Origin of the sequence: Collinsella sp. CLA-ER-H10, assembly GCF_040092475.1 — a bacterium.
Lineage (GTDB): Bacteria > Actinomycetota > Coriobacteriia > Coriobacteriales > Coriobacteriaceae > Collinsella.
In genome coordinates, this window is record NZ_JBBNLM010000001.1 from 142,487 (window position 1) to 161,564 (window position 19,078).

A 19,078-nucleotide genomic window follows, 5' to 3' on the forward strand; every position below is an offset into this window, starting at 1 on the left:
CATAAACAACAGGGGAGACGATAATTGGATGAATATCATACCAATGTGGAATTACTTCTTCCGGCGGTGGATCACGTTAATCGCATAGCCGACGAGCATGGCCAGAACAATGACGATAAAGCCGAGCAGGGGATTGTCGTTCATGGGGTCCTCCTATTTTCCGAGCGGGGAGAATTCGTCGACGATGAGGTCGAGGCATTGCGGAAGCGCGCGGGCTCCAAAGACGCCCGAGTTGCTGGAGATGATCTCGCCATCGAACTGCATGCCCAGCGACGGCGTGCAGGTGATTTTGGCTTCCTTGGTCTGGATGATCTTGAACTGCGGACGGCCGAGCACCTTGCCGGCGGGGTCGAGCGCGGCGGTGATCACAGTGGGCAGGAGCTGGACGGTTTTTACGGGCTCGATGACCGCGATGTCGACCATGCCGTCGTTCATGCGGCAGTCGGGGAACAGGTTGATGTCGTTTTGAATGACCGAGGTGTTGCCGGCCATGCAGCAGATGCCATCGAGCTCCTCGACAATGCCGTCATGCTCAATCGTAAAATGCGCCACCGTGGGGTTGGGTGTGGCGAGCGCCGACAGGAAATAGGCGATCTCGCCGATGTCGTTTTTGGCGGGGGCGGCCTTCATCATGATCTCGGCGTCGAAGCCCGAGCCGGCGATGATGATAAAGCCGTGGCGCTTCTCGTTGCCGTTCTCGTCGAGCCAAAAGAGCTCGCCCATGTCCACTTTGACCGTGCGACCGGCGCGGCAAGCCTTGGCAAGCGCCGCTGCCTCGGGGGCATTGCCGATGTTGTTGAAGAACAGGCAGGCTGTGCCGGAGGGGAAGACGAGCGTGGGGACACCGCATCCGCGCATCTGGTCGAGCACGTTGGAGACGGTGCCGTCGCCGCCCGAAACGACCACGCGATCAAACTCGCGCACGTCTGCCACGGCGTCCTCGGGCTCCATGCCATCGCCGATAAAACGCATCACGACCTCGTCGCCGCCCTGCGCGAGGGCGTGCGTGAATGCGTAGATTTCATCTGAGCTGGGGCCCGATGCCGGGTTGTGGATGATAAGGCAGCGCATACTTACGTTCCCGTTCTGTGACTAACCGAGTATAGTTGTAAGGCAATGCCGATATCCTACCCGTGTTTTTCGGGCCTAACCTTATTCGATGGGTTGATATGTACATTTCCACACATCAGGCTCTACTCGACTTTTGCCAGCGCGCCCGTGAGTTCGACGCGATTGCCGTCGATACCGAGTTTTTGCGCGAGCGCACGTTCCATCCGCGCCTGTGCTTGGTTCAGATTGCCACCCCTGCCGAGAGCGTCGCGGTCGATCCTTTGGTGATCGACGACCTGTCGCCGCTTGCCGAGCTTATGGCCGACGAGAGCGTGACTAAGGTCTTCCACGCCTGCTCGCAGGATATGGAGGTCATGCTCCATACCGTGGGCGTGCTGCCGCGTCCCATTTTTGACACGCAGGTGGCCGCCGCCTTTTTGGGCGAGCGCCAGCAGATTTCCTACGGCGCGCTCGTGCAGACGTTTTGTGGCGTCTCATTGCCCAAGACCGAGTCGCTGACCGACTGGTCGCGCCGCCCGCTGACTGATAAGCAGGTCGAGTACGCGATCGATGACGTCAAGTACTTGATCGTCGCCTATACCGAGATGATGAGTCGCCTGCGCGAGCTGGGCCGGGTGGACTGGGTGCTCGACGAGTTGCGTCCGCTGGCCGACGAGTCGCACTACCGCGCCGACCGCCATGAGGCGTTTCGCAAGGTCAAGCGCATCAACTCGTGTAGCCGTCACCAGTTGGGCATCGCACGCGAGCTTGCCGCTTGGCGCGAGGACCGCGCCGAGCGCCGCAACATCCCGCGCAAGTGGGTCATGTCCGACGATACGCTGCTGGCCCTGGTTAAACGTAATCCCGTTCGTGTTGAGGAGTTCCGCAGCATTCGCGGTACCGACCAGCTGGGGGAGCGCGACGTGGACGGCGCGCTCATGGCCATTAAGCGCGGTGCGAGCTGCCCACACGATCGCCTGCCGCTCATGGTGCGCGGGCACCGTCAGATTTCGCCGGAGTTGGAGAGCGTGACGGACCTGATGTATGCGCTCATTCGCCTGGTTGCCGAGCGCTCGGGCGTGGCGACCTCGGTCATTGCCTCGCGCGATGACCTGGCCGACTATATTGAGCATCCCGAGCAGAGCCCCCTGCGCGAAGGCTGGCGCTTTGAGCTCGTGGGTTCGCGTCTGGACGATCTGCTTTCCGGCAATATGGGGCTCACCGTGAAGGACGGAAAGATTGAACTGTTATAGGGAAGCCTAGCCGGCTGAGTGGGTAGAATGCCTCCAACGTGTAACTCGATTCGGAGGAATTCGCATGCCTTATTACTATGGATACGGCTTTGGCATTGACCCGCTGTACCTGCTGGTTGTTCTTGTCTGCACGGTGCTTGGCCTTGCCGCGCAGAGCTATATCAACTCGACGTACAAGACGTGGTCCAAGGTTCGCTCGGACGGCGACACGGGTGCCACGGTCGCTCGTCGCATGCTCGATGCCAACGGTTGCAACGCCGTGGGTATCAAGGGCGTTGCCGGCGAGCTCACCGATCATTACAACCCGCAGGACAACAACCTGTATCTGTCGGATGCCAACCGTTCGGGCGGGTCGGTTGCAAGCGTTGCCGTGGCCTGTCACGAGGCGGGCCATGCTGCCCAGCGTCAAAGTGGTTATGCCATGATGAAGGTACGTACCGCTTTGGTTCCCGTCGTCAACTTTACCCAGAACACCTGGACGATCGTGCTGCTCATGGGCCTGTTCATGAACATCGCGGGGCTCACGACCCTCGCGCTGGTCTTCTTCTCGTTTAGCGTGCTGTTCCAGCTGGTTACGCTGCCGGTCGAGATCGATGCCAGCCGACGCGCCGTGGCGTATATCGAGCAGTCGGGCATGAGCTCCAAGCAGGTCAACGGTGCCAAGAAGGTCCTGACGGCGGCCGCGCTCACCTACGTGGCGGCGGCGCTCACCTCGATTATTCAGCTGCTCTACCTGATGGCTCGCTACAACAGAAACTCCAACCGATAACAAGTTGGCTTGACAGGCGCCGCGGAGATTCTTGTCCCCGCGGCGCTGTACTATGTGTTGGACTTGAATCTGCGCAGGGTCGAAGCCCTTGTGCTCGATGACGAAAGGGGGCTGCGTGGCAGGCTGGAATCTGACCGGCAATACCGTTTCCGCCGAGTTCGACGGATCGGACGAGCAGGAGCGCAAAGAGCTCAGCGTGAGCCAAGCGGTGGAGATCGCCGCCGGCGCGCTCGATGCCATTCCGCAGTTGAGCGTTTTGGGTGAGGTCACGGGTTTTCGTGGTCCCAATGCCCGAAGCGGCCACTGCTACTTCCAGATTAAGGACGACTCGGCGGCCGTCGACTGCATCATCTGGAAGGGCGCCTACCTTAAGCGCACCTTCGATCTGCGCGACGGCATGCAGGTAAGCTTTAAGGGCAGCTTCAATCTCTACAAGCCTACGGGTCGCATGAGCTTTGTCGCTCGCTCATTCTCGCTGGCGGGGGAGGGCCTGCTGCGTCAACAAGTGGCGCAACTGGCCGAAAAGCTCCGCCGCGAGGGCCTGATGGACGAAGCGCGCAAGCGCCGTATCCCGGTGTTCTGCTCACGCGTGGCGGTCGTCACCTCGCTTTCGGGCGCCGTGATCGACGACGTCAAGCGTACGCTGCGCCGTCGCAACCCGCTCGTCGAGCTTGTCTGCGTGGGCGCAAAGGTCCAGGGCGAGGGCGCGCCGGCAGAGCTTATTGAAGGCTTGCGCCGCGCCGCTGCCATTACGCCGGCGCCCGATTGCATTTTGCTTGTCCGTGGCGGCGGCTCCTTCGAGGACCTCATGACCTTTAACGACGAGGAGCTTGCCCGTGCGGTGGTGGCTTGCCCCGTGCCCGTGGTGACCGGCATTGGCCATGAGCCCGATACCTCGATTTGCGACATGGTGAGCGACCGTCGCGCCTCCACGCCAACGGCAGCGGCAGAATCGGTGGCGCCGGCTATGACGGAGTTGGCCGACGTGCTCGAGACGCGCCATCAACGTCTGGGTGCCGCGATGGCTTCGATGATCGGGTCGGATCAGGTCGATCTGGAAATGCTCGACCAGCGCGGTCGTCGTGCCTGGGACACCTATACGGCTCGTTTGGTTGACGCGCTCGATGCGGCCGCGTGCCGCCCGTGCCTCAACGATCCAACGTTTATGGTCGAGCGTCGCGAGTCCGAGCTTGCGCTGACTGCCGATCGACTGTCGGGCGCCATAACGCGTTCGGTTGGGGCCTTCCGCTCCAACTTCGAGCGTCTGCCCGAGCGCTTGATCGCAAGCACCTCGGGGCTCGATGGCAAACGCCATGCGCTCACGCTTGCGAGTTCCCGTCTGGAGCATCAGGGGCGCACAATGCTCAACAAGTCAGCTTCCGACTTGGGCCGTGCAGCGGCTTCGCTCGATGCCCTGTCGCCGCTCAAGGTACTTGCCCGCGGCTATTCCATCGCGTACAGCGATGATGGTGTGGCTACGAGCGCCAAGAGCTTTAAGCCCGGCGATGCCATCCGCGTGCGTATGGCAGACGGCAACGTGGCTGCAACGGTCGATACGGTCGAGTAACCCGCGTTTCATAGCAATAAACCTTTAGGAAAGGAAACAGATATGGCAGAGAAGACCCCGGTCGAGCAGCTTACGTACAAGCAGGCCTCGCAGGAGCTGGAGCTCATCATCCGCAGCTTGGAGTCGGGCGATATGGAGCTCGAGGAGTCGCTCGAGAGCTATACCCGCGGCGTCGAGCTCCTCAAGAGCCTGCGCACCCGCCTGTCCGATGCCGAGCAGAAGGTCTCGGTGCTTCTTAAGGACGTCGACGGCAACGACGTGCTCGCCGACGGCGAAGCCGCCAACGCCGACGACAACCTCTCGTTCTAACCATCCCGACCAAATATAATTACCTTGGTCTGTGAGAAAGGAACCAACCATGTGCGATTGCATCTTCTGCAAAATTGCCAACCACGAGATTCCCTCGACCGTTGTCTATGAGGACGACCAGGTCATCGCCTTCGACGACCTCAACCCCCAGGCGCCGGTCCACACGCTCGTGATCCCCAAGAAGCACTACAGCGATATCGCCGATAACGTGCCGGCCGAGACCATGGGCGCCATGGCTCACGCCATCCAGGAGGTCGCTAAGGCCAAGGGCCTGGAGGACGGTTTCCGCGTCATCTCCAACAAGGGCGTCAACGCCGGTCAGACCGTCATGCATTTCCATATGCACGTTCTCGGCGGCAAGAACCTGGGCGAGAACCTCATCTGAGGGCGCTTTTTCCTTGCAATGAAACGGAAGCTCAAGCACCGATAACTTATATATCAACGCAATAAACCCGAGCGCGAGGGCGTTTGGGTTTATTATTGAAGCGTATGTAACCTGGCGGCGCCACACCGCCTGTTAGTAGGGAGACACATGAACGTTCTGGTCGTCAACGCAGGATCTTCGACGCTTAAGTATCAGGTCATCGATACCAAGTCCCACAAGGTGTCCGCAAAGGGCTCCTGCGAGCGCGTCTGCTTTACCGGCGGTACCTTCACCCACGCTGCCAACGGTTCCAAGAAGGTGACCGAGAACATCGAGTTCCCCGACCACAAGGTCGCCATCGAGGTCGTCCTGAAGGACCTCGAGGCCAACGGCGTCAAGATCGAGGGCATCGGCCACCGCATCGTTCAGGGCGGTTGGTACTTTGGCGATTCCTCCCTCGTCGACGAGGACGTTCTCGCCAAGATTCGCGAGGTCGCTCCGCTCGCCCCGCTGCACAATAACCCCGAGGCCAACGTTATCGAGTACTGCCTGGAGCAGTATCCCGACCTGCCCAACGTCACGGTCTACGACACTGCTTTCCACTTCAATATGCCCGAGGTCGCCAAGACCTACGCCCTGCCCAAGGACGTCTGCGACAAGCTGCACATCCGTAAGTACGGCGCCCACGGCACCAGCTACCGCTACATCTCCAAGAAGGTTGCCGAGATGACCAACGGCGAGGCTCGCAAGGTCGTCGTGTGCCACATCGGTTCCGGTGCTTCCCTGTGCGCCATCGAGGACGGCAAGTGCATGGACACCACCATGGGCTTGACGCCGCTCGACGGTGTCATGATGGGCACCCGCTGCGGCTCCATCGACCCTGCTACCGTGTGCTACCTGCAGCGCGAAGGCGGGTTCACCTTCGACGAGGTCGACGAGATGATGAACAAGAAGTCCGGCCTTTTGGCTGTGACCGGCGGCAAGACCAACGACTGCCGCAACGTTGAGGAGCTCGCCGCTGCCGGCGACCCCGAGGCCCAGCTCGCCTTCGATATGTTCGTCTACAAGATTGCCGCCAAGGCCGCCGAGATGGCCACTTCCATGTGCGGCATGGACACCCTGGTCTTTACCGCCGGCATCGGTGAGCACGCTCCGGCTGTCCGCGCCGGCGTGGCCGACCGTCTGGCCTTCATGGGCGTCAAGATGGACCATGCCCGCAACGCCCTGCGCGGCGACGGCGCTTGGTGCCTGTCCGCCAAGGATTCCAAGGTCAAGATCTTCGTTATCCCCACGGATGAGGAGTTCATGATCGCTTCCGACGTCGAGCGCATCGTTAGCGGTAAGTAATTGATGCAAGGGGAGGGGACTGGATGGCCTTGTGCCGTTCAGCCCCCTTTTATGCTCTTTGGGCGAAGAGCTTAATAGATATTTATTGAATTCTGATAACTTCTTATTAAAGGTACGGCCGCCTTATAGGTTTGCCGACCGTACTGTAATCACGAAGGAGTCTCATGAACGTACTTGTTGTCAACGCCGGCAGCTCGAGCCTTAAATATCAGCTTTTGGATACCGATACCCGCGAGGTTTTCGCCAAGGGCAACTGCGAGCGTATCGGATCGGAGATGGGCGTCTTTGGTCACTCCGAGAACGGTGGCACCAAGCAGACCGAGGAGGTTCCCTTCCCCGATCATCGCTCTGCTATCGCTCGCGTGCTCGAGGAGCTCGAGAAGACCGACTTTACGATCGATGGCATCGGCCACCGTATCGTTCAGGGCGGCTGGCACTTCGATGATTCCGCGGTCGTCGACGATGAGGTCATGGCTAAGATTCTTGAGGTGGCCCCGCTCGCCCCGCTGCACAACTACGGCGAGGCCGCGGCAATCGAATACTGCCGCGAGAAGTATCCGGAGCTGCCCAACGTGGCCGTCTTCGACACCTCGTTCCACATGACCATGCCCGAGGTCGCCTACACCTACGCGCTGCCCAAGGACGTGTGCGACAAGTATCACGTGCGCAAGTACGGCGCCCACGGCACGAGCCACCGTTACGAGTGGATGATGGCCAAGGAGATCCTGGGCACGCGCTGCCACCGTCTGCTTTCGTGCCACCTGGGCAACGGCGCCTCGCTCGCCGCTATTGAGGACGGCGTGTGCCGCGATACCACGATGGGCCTCACGCCGCTCGACGGCCTGATGATGGGCACCCGTTGCGGTTCCATCGACCCGGCCACCGTGTGCTACCTGCAGCGCGAGGGCGGCTACAGCTACCAGGAAGTCGACGACATGATGAACAAGCAGTCCGGTCTGCTTGCCATCTCGGGTATCTCCAACGACGCCCGCGACATCCGCACGCGCGCCTCCGAGGGTGACGAGCGCTGCCTGCTCGCCTTCGACATGTTCGCCTACAAGGCCATGCAGCAGGCCGGTTCCATGATTGCCTCCATGGCGGGCGTGGACACCATTACCTTTACTGCCGGCATCGGCGAGAACGACTGGTCGATCCGCAAGGCTTTCTGCGACTGCTTTGAGTGGCTGGGCGTGCGCATCGACAACAATAAGAACCGCGAGGCCGTGGGCAACGGCCCGCAGGTCATCAGCGCTGCCGGCTCCGCCGTCACGGTCATGGTCATCCCCACCGACGAGGAATACATGATCGCCCACGACGTCGAGCGTCTGACCGGTAGCAACTAGCGCATTCGTCTGCAATTGAGAGAAAGGCCTCCAGAGCAACGAGCTCCGGAGGCCTTATTTGATGGACGAGACGAGCGGGGCGGAAACTCCATCCCACAATCAGCCTCCAAACCGGGACACATTTTCCGGAAGGCCAGAAATCGGAACGCAGTCTATCTTATGGCTCCAAAGTGGTCATTACCTGCAACGCATACGCTCTCAGCAACGTCGCCCATCCATCCAAATTCTCAGCCCCAGCTCGTAGCCAAGCCGCCGTCCACCCCAGATTCCCTGAATGCCACGTGATAGTAGAAGGCCGCACAGGTTAACCCCTGAAAACATTCCGCAGACCAGAAACGCCCCCGTTCGTAGCTCCGAAGGAGCAGAACGGGGGCGTTTCATTGGTCGAGGACGTTTTCAGGGGTTAACCTGTGCGGCCTTCGGGCGAGTACGTCCGCTACTCAGCCATCTGAGCCTGGACGGCGGTGATGGCTACGACACCCACGATGTCGTCGGCAGAGCAGCCGCGCGAAAGGTCGTTGACCGGCTTGGCGATGCCCTGCAGGATGGGGCCGTAAGCGTCGGCGCCGGCGAAGCGCTGGACCAGCTTGTAGCCGATGTTGCCGGCCTCGAGATCGGGGAACACAAGCACGTTGGCCTTGCCGGCAACGGAGGAGCCGGGGGCCTTGAGCTGGGCGACGGTGGGAACGATAGCGGCGTCGAGCTGCAGGTCGCCATCGATGGCGAGCTCGGGAGCCTTCTCCTTGCAGAACTTAACGGCCTCCTGGACCTTCTTGGCGACCTCGCCGCCGGCGGAGCCCATGGTGGAGTAGGAGAGCATGGCCACGTGCGGCTCGACGCTGCCCATAAAGGTGGACCAGGAGTGAGCGGAGGCGATGGCGATCTCGGAGAGCTCGTCGGAGGACGGGTTGATGTTGAGGCCGCAGTCGGCGAAGATCAGCGTGCCGTCGGTGCCGAACTGCGGGGTATCGGTGCACATCACGAAGAAGGCCGAGACCAGCTTGGTGCCCGGGGCGGTCTTGAGGATCTGCAGCGCGGGGCGCAGAGTGTCGGCGGTGGAGTGGCAGGCGCCGGAGACCAGGCCGTCGGCGTCGCCCATCTTGACCATCATGGTGCCAAAGTAGGTGGCGTCCATCACCTGGGCGCGAGCCTGCTCGATGGTAACGCCCTTCTTGGCGCGGAGCTCGGCAAACTTCTGCGCGTACTCCTCGTGCTTCTCGGCATTGCGCGGGTCGATGACGGTAGCGCCGGGAACGTCGATCTCGTCGGGGTTGCCCAGGATGACGATCTTTGCCAGGCCCTCCTCGATGATCTTGGTGGCGGCGACGATGGTGCGCGGGTCCTCGCCCTCGGGCAGGACGATGGTCTTAAGGTCGGCCTTGGCGGCAGACTTCATACGGTTTAGGAAATCGCTCATGTTACTCCTTACAAGCGTTTCGCTAAGCTCCAGGCGCCCGGCTGTACACGAATAAACCCGCTGCTAGCGGGTTTACCTTTCAATAATGTACGCCGCGGTGCTTGAGCTTTCCTTGTGTGGCAAGCTCATTATAGGACGCATTAGCGCTATAATCGCTCTGATAAATATGTCTCGACGTATGTTCGAGAAAAAGCCCAGTTAAAAAGCGTGTGGCTTTTGACAAGGAGTATCGATGCAGATTACCTCAGGCCTGCCTGAAGGCTTTAATGCCGGTGCGTACGACATGATCGTTGTCGGCGCCGGTTATGCCGGTGCCGTTTGCGCCCGCCGTCTTGCCGAAACTATCGGCTATCGTGTTGCCGTTTTGGAGCGCCGTAGCCACATTGCGGGTAATGCCTTCGACTGCACTGACGAGGCGGGAATCCTGGTCCACGAGTACGGTCCGCACATCTACCACACCTTTAACGAGCGCGTGCACAACTTCCTGTCGCGCTTTACCAAGTGGACGGACTACCAGCACAAGGTGCTCGCCAACATCAACGGCACCCTCATGCCCGTGCCCTTTAACCACGCGAGCCTTAAGCTCGCCTTTGGTGACGAGCGTGGCGAGGAGCTGTATCAGAAGCTCGTGGAGACCTTTGGCAAGGACGTCAAGGTACCCATTATGGAGCTGCGCAAGAAGAACGACCCCGACTTGGCTGAGGTCGCCGACTACGTCTACGAGAACGTCTTTTTGCACTACACCATGAAGCAGTGGGGCCAGACGCCTGATCAAATCGATCCCTCGATCACCGGCCGCGTTCCCGTCTTTGTGGGCGACGATGATCGCTACTTCCCGCAGGCCCCCTTCCAGGGTATGCCGCAGGACGGCTACACCGCGCTGTTCGAGCATATGCTCGACCACGATCTGATTGACGTGTTCTGTGACGTGGATGCTCGCGATCTCTTCGAGATCGACGAGACCACCGTCAAGATCGACGGCAAGGTCTATGGCGGCGAGATCGTCTACACCGGTCCGCTCGACGAGCTGTTCAACCTCGACCTGGGCGCCCTGCCGTACCGCACGCTTGACATGAAATTCGAGACGCTCGAAATGGACCAGTTCCAGCCCGTGGGCACCGTCAACTACACTACGAGCGAGGACTACACGCGCATTACCGAGTTCAAGAACATGACCGGTCAGGTCCTGCCCGGCAAGACCACCATCATGAAGGAGTACTCCAAGGCTTATACGCCCGGCTCGGGCGAGACGCCATACTACGCCATTCTTGAGCCCGAGAACCGTGAGCTCTATGAACGCTATCTTGAGCGCGTTCAGAACCTGACGAACTTCCACCCGGTGGGTCGTCTGGCCGAGTATCGCTACTACGACATGGACGCCGTAACCAATTCTGCCCTCGATCTTTCGGATGAGATTATCGCCTGCCATGCATAAAGTCATAACATTCGGTATTCCCTCGTATAACGCCGCCAAGGACATGGACCATTGCATCACCTCCATTCTGGAGGGGAGCAATTACGCTACCGATATCGAGATTATCGTGGTGGACGACGGCTCCAAGGACGAGACGGCCGCCAAGGCCGACGAGTGGGAGGCCCGCTATCCCGGCATTATCCGCGCGGTGCACCAGGAAAACGGCGGCCACGGTATCGCCGTCCTCTCGGGCCTGCGTGAGGCGCACGGTACGTACTACAAGGTCGTTGACTCGGATGACTGGCTCGATGGCGCGGCGCTTTCGACCATGCTGTCGATTCTACGTGGCTTTGAGGAGCGCGACCAGCGCGTCGACCTGTTTATCTCGAATTATGTGTACGAGAAGGTCTACGAGGGCACACATACCGCTATTGGCTACAAGTTTGCCCTGCCGCGCAAAAAGATCTTTACCTGGGATCAAATCGGTCATTTCCGTCTGGACCAGAATCTGCTCATGCACAGCCTGTGCTATCGCACGGATGTGCTGCGCGAGTCTAACCTGCCCATGCCGCCGCACACCTTCTACGTGGACAACATCTACGCTTACGTGCCGCTGCCGCGTTGCAAGACCATGTATTACGCCGATATCGACCTCTACCGGTACTTTATTGGCCGTGAGGGCCAGAGCGTTAACGAGGCCACGATGGTCAAGCGTCTGGACCAACAGTTCCGCGTTACGCGCATCATGATGGAGTCCTACCATTTGTACCAGGACGTTGAGGCTTCGCGCCTGCGCTCGTACATGATGGGCTACTTCACCATGATGATGGCGATCTGCTCGGTGCTTACCAAGCTTTCCGAGGAAGATTGCGCCGATGAGCGCCTGAAGACGCTGTGGAATGATTTGAAGGCTTACGACGAGCGCATGTATCGTCGTGCACGCTACGGCGTGGTGGGCTTCTTTACCAATCTGCGTGGTCGAGCCGGAGACAAAACCACGCTCGGCCTATACCGTCTTGCCTCAAAGATCTTCAAATTCAACTAGCTGCTGAGTAATCGCTGCTGATAGGTTGACTGGGCCCCTTGGCCTTTAGTTTGCTACTGCGAACAGTCCTGCTCGCACGGAAAGCACATTAAGTGCTTTCCGGCTCGTGCGGAACTTGTATCAAACTAAAGGCCAAGGGGCCTCTGCTATAAGAATCGATTGTCAGACAATTTGAATTTGAAGATCTTCGACGCGCGGTACACAGGGGCCTGGGCTGAAAAGAATTAAGTTGGTAGTCGGTCGGAGGCGGGCGGGCATTACGTTTGTCGCGAGTTCCGCATGCAAAGAAGGCCACTTAATGTGGCCTTCGTCTCGCATAGGACTGTAGAGCAGCAAACGTAATGCCCGCCCGCCTCCGACCGACGGTCGAGCGAGGTTACTTCGCGGCGCCGGGGATGCCGTGGGAGGTTTTGGCGGTTTTGGCTCCGTTTACGATGGCGGTTTGCAGGGCCCTTACGGCGAGCATGCCCAGCAGGTCCAGGGGCACGGCGGCGCTTGCCTGGGTGCCCAGCTTGCCGCTGGCGAGGGTGTAGATGGTGTCGCCGTCGTTGGTGGTGTGCGTGGGGCGAATGGCGTGCGCGTAGGCGTCTGCGGCCATCTGGGAGACCTTGGTGGCCTGGGCCTTAGTGAGCTCCACGTTGGTGACGATGCAGCTGATGGTGGTGTTGGTGCGATCGAGCGGCATTTGCATGGAACCGGCGGCGGCGAAGGCTGCGAGCTCCATGTCGACGATCTGGTCGCTATCGACTGCGGCGCGCATGCCGGCGATCCACTCACCGGTGAAGGGGTCGACGACATTGCCGCAGGCGTTGACCGAGACCACGGCGCCCACCTTGACGGGGCCGAGCGCCACGGCGGCAGCGCCAAGGCCGGCCTTCATGCAGGTGGCAGGGCCCATGAGCTTACCCACGGTAGCGCCGGTACCGGCGCCTACGTTGCCCTGCTCGAGCGTAGCGGGGGTGTTGTCGAGCGCCTCGCGCACGGCGGCGATGCCAGCCTCGATATCGGGGCGTACCGTGGGGTCGCCAAAAGCGAGGTCGAAGATGCAGCTGGAGCATACGATGGGCACCTGCGTGGGGCCGACGGGCAGGCCAATGCCGCGGCTCTCGAGCTCGCGGGCCACACCGCTTGCGGCCTCGAGACCAAAAGCCGATCCGCCCGAAAGGCAGACGGCGTGGACCTTGTCGACGGTGTTCTCGGGGCGAAGCAGGTCGGTCTCGCGCGATGCCGGGGCACCGCCGCGAACGTCAACGCCGCCCGTTGCGCCTTCGGTTGCCACAATTACGGTGCAACCGGTGCCGGCCTCCTCGTCCGTATAGTTGCCAAAGCAAAAGCCATCGACATCACAAACGTCAATGGCTTCAAGCAGTGTGTCCATGTTTTCTCCTATCGGTTTTCCGCCGCGCCTTATGCCCGGTCGGGATCCGTACGGTACGCCAAAATTGTAGGCGCTGGGGGATGCCCAGCGCCAGATGCAATTACGAGAGTTTTTGAATCGCGCGTGCGACGCGTGCGATGGGCAAGCCCACCACGTTGTAGAAGTCGCCCGAAATATCGTGCACGAGCATGCGTCCACCGACGCCCTGAATACCGTAGGCGCCGGCCTTATCCATGGGCTCGCCCGAGGCGACGTAGCGCTCGATCTGTTCATCAGTAAGCTCGTAGAACGTCACGTCCGTCACATCGACAAACGACAGGCTCTCGGCAGCATGCGGGGCGGCAGCGTCGCCGGCCTTAACGATGCAGACGCCGGTCGCGACCTGGTGCGTGCGCCCTGAAAGCTCGCGTAGCATAGTGCAGGCCTCGTCCTCGTTTGCCGGCTTGCCCAAAATCTTGTCATCGAAGGTGACGATGGTGTCGGCTGCGACGGTCAGCTCGTTGGACTCGGCATGCTCGGCGGCGATGGCGGCGGCTTTGGCTCGTGCCAAGCGCTCGACAAGTGTAAGCGGCGCCTCGCCATCGTACGGCGTTTCATCGATATCGGCAGGAATGATGCGAATGTCATAGCCAGCTTCGCGCATGAGCTCGATGCGGCGTGGCGATTGCGAAGCCAAAATCATAGCTGGATGCCCTCGGCGACCTTCTCGACGGCCTTGTCGCCGGCGAGCGTGCGCAGCAGTTCAAGCGCAAAGGGGAGCGACTGGGCCATGCCGCTGGCGGTGATGATGTTGCCGTCGTGTGTAACCTTGTCACCGGTATAGGCGCCCTCGGGGAAGCTCTTCTCAAAGCCAGGGAAGCATGTGGCGTGGCGCCCCTCGAGCAGGTCGAGCTCGCCCAAGATAAACGGGGCGGCGCAGATGGCGGCAACGTGCTTAGTTGCGGCGAACTCGCAGACCACGTCGCAGACGCGCTGGTCGGCGCGCAGGTTGGTGGCTCCGGGCAGGCCGCCGGGGAGCACGACGCAGTCATACTCGTCAAAGTTGATCTCGTCAAAGAGCGCATCGCAGGTCACGGGAATTTGCAGCGAGCTCACGACCTCACGCGTGGGCATGATCGAGACGAGCGTGGCGCGCACGCCGCCGCGACGCATGACATCGACCATGGTCAAGCATTCAATAGTTTCAAAGCCATCGGCGGCGAGAACGGCAACGCTGGGCATGAGGGTTCCTTTCATAGGCGGCATACAATTAGCCGTCTTATACCCCGAAGACCTCCGCTTGCCACGCTCGATTTCCCAATGATTTTTCTGAGCAATGATTAAGTGGCTAGTTGCGCCTAAGGTGGACGACCGTCTCGCAGTGGAAGGTTTGCGGGAACAGGTCGACTGGCGTGATCTTTACGGGGGAGAAGGTGCCTTCTTCGACAAAGCGTTTGAGATCGCGCGCCAGGGTGGCCGGGTCGCAGCTCACGTAGGCGACATCGCGAGCACTCGTGCTGGCGATAAGGTCGATCGCCTCGGGGGCGAGACCTGCGCGCGGCGGGTCGACCACCAAGACGTCGGCATCCTGGTCGGGGAACTCGCGCACCGCGTCTCCGCCAATGACGTCGACGTTATCAAGCTTGTTGATCTCTAGGTTACGGCGTAGATCGCGCACGGCGGGGCCGTAGGCCTCGACGGCGGCGACAAAGTCGCAGCGGCGGGCGAGCGGCAGGGTAAAGGTGCCGGCACCGCAGTACAGGTCTACGGCAAGCTCGTCTTCCTGCGGGTCGAGCGCTTCCATGACAAGCTCGATCAAAATCTCGGCACCCTTGGTGTTGACCTGGAAAAAAGACGGGGCAGACAAGCGCATCTGACCCTCGGCGATATTCTCGGTCCATGAGCCCTCTCCGGCGAGCATTTCGACCTTGGAGACACGGCGGGCCTTCTTTTCGCCCTTGCTCATCACGCGCACGATGCTCGTGGGATGAGCGGCGTCCGCCAGCACGCGGGAGACCTGCGAGCGCGGAAAAGAGCCTGTGGGCGTCCAGAGTGCGACCTCGAGTGCCTTGGTGCGGCGCGATGCGCGAATGCCCACGCGTTCGAGCCCCAAGTCATGGCTGCCGCTTAGATAGTTGAGTGCGCCGACGACCGATTTGAGCGCCTTCGGGAAGCGCTTATCGAACAGCGGGCACGAATCGACGGTCACGATTTTGCTGGGGTCGACACCGTGCATGCCAAGGCGAACGCGACCGTTGACGACGGTCGGTTCGAGTTCGATTTTATTGCGGTAGCCCCAGGCGTCCTTGGTGTGGCGGATGGGCTGTATCAGCTCATCGACCTGCTCAGGAGCGAACTTGCCGATGCGCTCGAGCGTGGAGCGCAGGTTTTGCTCCTTGGCGGCGAGCTGTGCCGTGCGTGAGAGATTGCCCCACGAGCAGCCGCCGCAGATGCCCACGAAGGGGCAGGGAGGCTGAATGCGATCGGGACTTGGCTCCAGAATCTCGGTGGTGCGGGCGCGCATGAACGACTTGCCGTCCTGTACGACCTCGGCCTCGACGGTGTCGCCTGCCACGGCGCCCTGCACAAAGACGGCCTTGCCGTTGTCGGCGTGCGCCAGACCGTCGGCGCCGTAGGTCATCGATTCTATAGTGAGCTTCATATCCCTGCCTGTCATTCGCGTTGTTGTTCGCACCATGGTAGCAGGGAAAAGCGCCCCGCATCCGAGGCTTTCCTCAAATGCGGGGCGCTTCTACAAACTGCTTCTACAAACGACTATTTCGTCTTGCCGGTAATGAGCGTCTTAAGACCCAGACCGATCAGGCCCAGGCCCATGCGCACGCGGCCGGGGCGATGGCGCTCGATGGCCTTGGTCTTGCCGGCGGGCTTATCGCGACGGGCACTCGTCCCGGGTGCGGACTTGGTGACCTGCGGCTCGGGCTGAGGTGCAGGTGCAGGCTCGGGCTCAATGACGGTCGCCTGGACCTCTTGGACCTTGGGCGTGGTCGGCTGCGGATCAGGAGCTGGGGCGGGCTTTGCCTCGGCGGCGGGCTCCGGAGTCGCGGTAGCGGGCTCGGGCGCTTTCTCCACGGCGGGCTCTGCGGCAGCCTCGGGCTCATTCACCGGGGGAGCGGAAACCGCTTCCGGTTTGGCAACTGCCCCATGTTCAACCTCGGCCTGAATAGCTTCTTCGGCCACGCGTTCCTTCTCCTGTGCGCGCTGCTGCGCGGCGGCCTCGGCGTTGCGATAGGCACGCTCCAGCAGGGCTTCCTGCGAGTTAAAGGGCCTCTCGCCTTCGTGGCGCTCCACGGGGACCCAGGTGCCGTCGCTCGTGAGGCTGCGGGCCTTCACGTTGTCGCGCAGCTGCATGCCCATGTACTCGTGCACCAGGGCGCGACAGGTGGGGTCGAGCACGGGGAAGGCGATCTCCACGCGGTGCTCGGTGTTGCGCGTCATCATGTCGGCCGAGCTCAGATAAATCATGTCCGAGTCCACGCCAAAGGCGTAAACGCGCGCATGCTCCAAAAAGCGTCCGACGATAGAACGGACATGCACATTCTCGGTCTTGCCCGGAACGCCCGGCTTGAGGCACGAGATGCCGCGGATGATCATGTCCACGCGGACTCCTGCGCACGATGCCTCAGCGATCTTGTCGATGACCTCGCGGTCGGTGAGCGAGTTGAGCTTAAAGAACACACGGGCGGGCTCGCCAACGAGGGCGCGCTGGATCTCGCGATCCAGGCCGCGCATGATGAGCGGCTTCAGGCCGACCGGCGCCACGCCCAGGAAGCGGTAATCGCCGCGCAGGTTGCCCAGCGACAGGTTGCGGAAGAACAAGTTGGCGTCCTCGCCGATGCCGGGATGGGCGGTCATGAGCATAAAGTCGCTGTAGAGCTTGGCCGTCTTCTCGTTAAAGTTGCCGGTGCCCAGCAGCGTCAGGCGTGTAAGCGCCATGCCCTCGCGATAGGTGAGCTGGCAGATCTTGGAGTGGCACTTAAAGCCCTCGGAGCCGTAGATGACGGTGCAGCCTGCCTCTTCCAGACGCTCGGCCCACTCGATGTTGTTCTGTTCGTCGAAGCGGGCGCGGAGCTCCATGAGCACCGTGACCTCTTTGCCGTTCTCGGCGGCATCGATCAGCGACTCGCACAGGCGGCTCTGCTTGGCCACGCGGTAGAGCGTGATTCGCAGCGAGATGCACTCGGGGTCGTAGGCGGCCTCGTGCACCAGATCCAGGAAGGGGTTCATGGCCTCATAGGGATAAAAGAGCAGCTTGTCGTGCCGAAGTACCTGCTCGCGGATGGAGCGGGTCATATCGATGGTGGGGTTGGGCTGCGGCTTAAACGGCGTAAAGAGCAGCTCATTGCGCAGGTGCTCGGGAATCTTGCCCTCAATGCCAAAGACATAGCCCAAGTTGAGCGGGATATCGCAGGTAAAGACCGAGCGACGCGAGAGCTCGAGCGCTTTGCGGATGGTCTTGAGCGTTGCTTTTTCGAGTGAGCCCGAGACGGCGAGCACTACCGGCTGCAGGCGCAAGCGCTTCTTGAGGATGCGCTTCATGTGCTGGCGGTAATCCTCTTCCTCCTCGACGCCCTCGCCGTCCGGGTCGATATCGGCGTTGCGGGTGACGCGGATGAGCGCGCGGTCGAGCGGCTTATAGGAGCCAAAGCAGCTGTCCAGGCAGGCGAGAATGACGTCTTCGAGCAGAATGTAGGAGTAGGTGCCGGTGGGCGAGGGGATCTCGACCACGCGGTTCATCGAGGCGGGAATCTCGATCAGGCCCAGCAGACTTTCCTCGTCGGTGACGCCGTCCAGGCCGCAGGCCAGGTAGAGTGCGCCGTTGCGCAGGTTGGGGAAGGGGTGGCGCGGGTCGATCACCAGCGGTGAGATGACCGGCGACACGTAGGCCTGGAAGTAGCGGGTAACAAAGGTGCGCTCCTCGGGCGTAAGCGAATCGATGCGGGCGCGGTGAACGCCCAGGGTGTCGAGCTTGCCCTCGATGCTCTTAAAGATGGACTCCCAACGGGTAAGGAGCCCGGGCATTTCGGCCATGACGGCATCGACCTGTTCGGAGGCGGTCATATTGCTCTTGTTGTCAACAGGCTGTTTTTTGAGCTCAGCAAGGTCGGACAGGCCACCCACGCGCACCATGAGGAACTCATCGAGGTTTGACTCGAAGATCGAGACGAACTTAAGGCGCTCGAACAACGGCACGGACTCATCGAAGGCCTCGTCGAGCACACGGTTGTCAAAGCGCAGCCAGCTGAGCTCTCGGTTCTGCGTGTACGAGAAGTCGCGCGGCGGCTTGCGCAGCTTTGCGGCGGCTTGCTTTTTTTCGATTTTGCTCGGCATATGCATCTGTCCGTTCAGTCCCCGCAGGGGACGGTAGCCTAACACTATTCACTATTGTCTCAATTTAGTCGACCTGTGGCACGGACGTATTGTGCGAACGGTATCTTTACCTACTTCTTACGCCGTCAAGGCTTGCAACTAACTGCCCGACTCGTTTTGAAAACAATCTATATCCATACTCAACTGGTGAGGATGTATGAATAAGAATGATTGCTAGCTGAATATAATCGAATCCAAATTGAATCATTGACAGACGACATATATATGCAGAAAACAGTTTTAGCTATGCAATTCCTAAACATGAAATTATTTGTGCAATCTTGCTCAATTCCTTAGAAAAAAGAACGATTACCTTTGAAAACCTGCTTTAGAGAACTGAAGTGCATCATGGGGGAATCATATGCGATATACCGTTCATCGCACTTTGCTGACCGTTCGGGGGCGAGGTGGAATTGCGGGTGGTTTTTGGATATAACTAGAGCTGTCAGCAAGCA

The 19,078-nt window shown here is 60.5% G+C and carries 16 protein-coding genes; 9 read left to right on the top strand and 7 right to left on the bottom strand.

The annotated features are described in order from the left end of the window. Positions 1–153: 153 nt before the first annotated feature. Positions 154–1,071, bottom strand: coding sequence for a diacylglycerol kinase family protein (locus AAAX36_RS00675; protein ID WP_022094107.1), 918 nt, complete (start codon positions 1,069–1,071; stop codon positions 154–156). Positions 1,072–1,169: 98 nt separating this feature from the next. On the opposite strand from AAAX36_RS00675, the gene rnd reads away from it, so the two are divergent. The 7 genes from rnd (at position 1,170) to AAAX36_RS00710 (ending at position 8,002) form a co-directional block, all read left to right on the top strand. After that, positions 1,170–2,303: a ribonuclease D gene (rnd, locus tag AAAX36_RS00680; protein WP_117797979.1), complete on the top strand. Its 1,134-nt coding sequence runs from the start codon at positions 1,170–1,172 to the stop codon at positions 2,301–2,303. 64 nt (positions 2,304–2,367) lie between these two features. Then, positions 2,368–3,072: a zinc metallopeptidase gene (locus AAAX36_RS00685; protein WP_138112154.1), complete on the top strand. Its 705-nt coding sequence runs from the start codon at positions 2,368–2,370 to the stop codon at positions 3,070–3,072. Between the two features lie 130 nt (positions 3,073–3,202). Further along, complete coding sequence (gene xseA / locus AAAX36_RS00690; RefSeq protein WP_349073749.1) at positions 3,203–4,639, top strand: exodeoxyribonuclease VII large subunit; 1,437 nt, start codon at positions 3,203–3,205, stop codon at positions 4,637–4,639. A gap of 42 nt (positions 4,640–4,681) precedes the next feature. Continuing rightward, positions 4,682–4,948, top strand: a complete 267-nt coding sequence (gene xseB, locus AAAX36_RS00695) for an exodeoxyribonuclease VII small subunit (protein ID WP_349073681.1) — start codon at positions 4,682–4,684, stop codon at positions 4,946–4,948. Positions 4,949–4,997: 49 nt separating this feature from the next. Further along, positions 4,998–5,333, top strand: a complete 336-nt coding sequence (locus tag AAAX36_RS00700; protein ID WP_035137921.1) for a histidine triad nucleotide-binding protein — start codon at positions 4,998–5,000, stop codon at positions 5,331–5,333. Between the two features lie 147 nt (positions 5,334–5,480). After that, entirely contained in the window at positions 5,481–6,659 is a 1,179-nt protein-coding gene (locus tag AAAX36_RS00705; protein WP_138112162.1) for an acetate kinase, read from the top strand. A gap of 164 nt (positions 6,660–6,823) precedes the next feature. Continuing rightward, a complete protein-coding gene (locus AAAX36_RS00710) occupies positions 6,824–8,002 on the top strand; it encodes an acetate kinase (protein ID WP_138112164.1) in 1,179 nt (392 codons plus the stop codon). A gap of 436 nt (positions 8,003–8,438) precedes the next feature. Here AAAX36_RS00710 and pta read toward each other — a convergent pair whose 3' ends face one another. Next, positions 8,439–9,419, bottom strand: a complete 981-nt coding sequence (gene pta / locus AAAX36_RS00715; protein WP_138112166.1) for a phosphate acetyltransferase — start codon at positions 9,417–9,419, stop codon at positions 8,439–8,441. Between the two features lie 232 nt (positions 9,420–9,651). On the opposite strand from pta, the gene glf reads away from it, so the two are divergent. Together glf and AAAX36_RS00725 are read left to right on the top strand one after the other, a co-directional pair. Next, positions 9,652–10,854: a UDP-galactopyranose mutase gene (gene glf, locus AAAX36_RS00720; RefSeq protein WP_138112167.1), complete on the top strand. Its 1,203-nt coding sequence runs from the start codon at positions 9,652–9,654 to the stop codon at positions 10,852–10,854. Beyond that, a complete protein-coding gene (locus AAAX36_RS00725) occupies positions 10,847–11,878 on the top strand; it encodes a glycosyltransferase family 2 protein (protein WP_195245722.1) in 1,032 nt (343 codons plus the stop codon). Before glf ends, AAAX36_RS00725 begins: the two co-directional genes overlap by 8 nt. 376 nt (positions 11,879–12,254) lie before the next feature. Here the strand turns inward: AAAX36_RS00725 and AAAX36_RS00730 are convergent, their stop codons facing one another. The 5 genes from AAAX36_RS00730 to ppk1 all read right to left on the bottom strand — a co-directional run bounded on the left by AAAX36_RS00730 (position 12,255) and on the right by ppk1 (position 18,584). Further along, positions 12,255–13,256 carry a P1 family peptidase gene (locus AAAX36_RS00730; RefSeq protein WP_195245721.1) on the bottom strand — a complete coding sequence of 334 codons (1,002 nt, stop codon included), beginning with the start codon at positions 13,254–13,256 and terminating at the stop codon, positions 12,255–12,257. Between the two features lie 100 nt (positions 13,257–13,356). Next, the gene (locus tag AAAX36_RS00735) at positions 13,357–13,938 is read right to left on the bottom strand and encodes a Maf family protein (RefSeq protein WP_195245720.1); all 582 of its coding nucleotides are present in this window, start codon (positions 13,936–13,938) and stop codon (positions 13,357–13,359) included. Next, on the bottom strand, positions 13,935–14,477 hold the full coding sequence (locus tag AAAX36_RS00740; RefSeq protein ID WP_118935286.1) for a DJ-1 family glyoxalase III: 543 nt from the start codon (positions 14,475–14,477) through the stop codon (positions 13,935–13,937). The genes AAAX36_RS00735 and AAAX36_RS00740 overlap by 4 nt, the downstream gene beginning before the upstream one ends. Before the next feature lie 106 nt (positions 14,478–14,583). Beyond that, positions 14,584–15,912 (bottom strand): 23S rRNA (uracil(1939)-C(5))-methyltransferase RlmD, encoded by a 1,329-nt coding sequence (rlmD, locus tag AAAX36_RS00745; protein ID WP_271760200.1) that lies wholly within the window; start codon positions 15,910–15,912, stop codon positions 14,584–14,586. A 98-nt stretch (positions 15,913–16,010) separates the two neighbouring features. After that, on the bottom strand, positions 16,011–18,584 hold the full coding sequence (gene ppk1, locus AAAX36_RS00750) for a polyphosphate kinase 1 (RefSeq protein WP_349073682.1): 2,574 nt from the start codon (positions 18,582–18,584) through the stop codon (positions 16,011–16,013). Between the last annotated feature and the right edge of the window lie 494 nt (positions 18,585–19,078).

Bases quoted from the DNA above. Each gene is read 5' to 3' on its own strand.
- AAAX36_RS00675 (WP_022094107.1), bottom strand. From the start codon at position 1,071: ATGCGCTGCCTTATCATCCACAACCCGGCATCGGGCCCCAGCTCAGAT.
- rnd (WP_117797979.1), top strand. From the start codon at position 1,170: ATGTACATTTCCACACATCAGGCTCTACTCGACTTTTGCCAGCGCGCC.
- AAAX36_RS00685 (WP_138112154.1), top strand. From the start codon at position 2,368: ATGCCTTATTACTATGGATACGGCTTTGGCATTGACCCGCTGTACCTG.
- xseB (WP_349073681.1), top strand. From the start codon at position 4,682: ATGGCAGAGAAGACCCCGGTCGAGCAGCTTACGTACAAGCAGGCCTCG.
- AAAX36_RS00700 (WP_035137921.1), top strand. From the start codon at position 4,998: ATGTGCGATTGCATCTTCTGCAAAATTGCCAACCACGAGATTCCCTCG.
- AAAX36_RS00705 (WP_138112162.1), top strand. From the start codon at position 5,481: ATGAACGTTCTGGTCGTCAACGCAGGATCTTCGACGCTTAAGTATCAG.
- AAAX36_RS00710 (WP_138112164.1), top strand. From the start codon at position 6,824: ATGAACGTACTTGTTGTCAACGCCGGCAGCTCGAGCCTTAAATATCAG.
- pta (WP_138112166.1), bottom strand. From the start codon at position 9,419: ATGAGCGATTTCCTAAACCGTATGAAGTCTGCCGCCAAGGCCGACCTT.
- glf (WP_138112167.1), top strand. From the start codon at position 9,652: ATGCAGATTACCTCAGGCCTGCCTGAAGGCTTTAATGCCGGTGCGTAC.
- AAAX36_RS00725 (WP_195245722.1), top strand. From the start codon at position 10,847: ATGCATAAAGTCATAACATTCGGTATTCCCTCGTATAACGCCGCCAAG.
- AAAX36_RS00730 (WP_195245721.1), bottom strand. From the start codon at position 13,256: ATGGACACACTGCTTGAAGCCATTGACGTTTGTGATGTCGATGGCTTT.
- AAAX36_RS00735 (WP_195245720.1), bottom strand. From the start codon at position 13,938: ATGATTTTGGCTTCGCAATCGCCACGCCGCATCGAGCTCATGCGCGAA.
- AAAX36_RS00740 (WP_118935286.1), bottom strand. From the start codon at position 14,477: ATGCCCAGCGTTGCCGTTCTCGCCGCCGATGGCTTTGAAACTATTGAA.
- rlmD (WP_271760200.1), bottom strand. From the start codon at position 15,912: ATGACAGGCAGGGATATGAAGCTCACTATAGAATCGATGACCTACGGC.
- ppk1 (WP_349073682.1), bottom strand. From the start codon at position 18,584: ATGCCGAGCAAAATCGAAAAAAAGCAAGCCGCCGCAAAGCTGCGCAAG.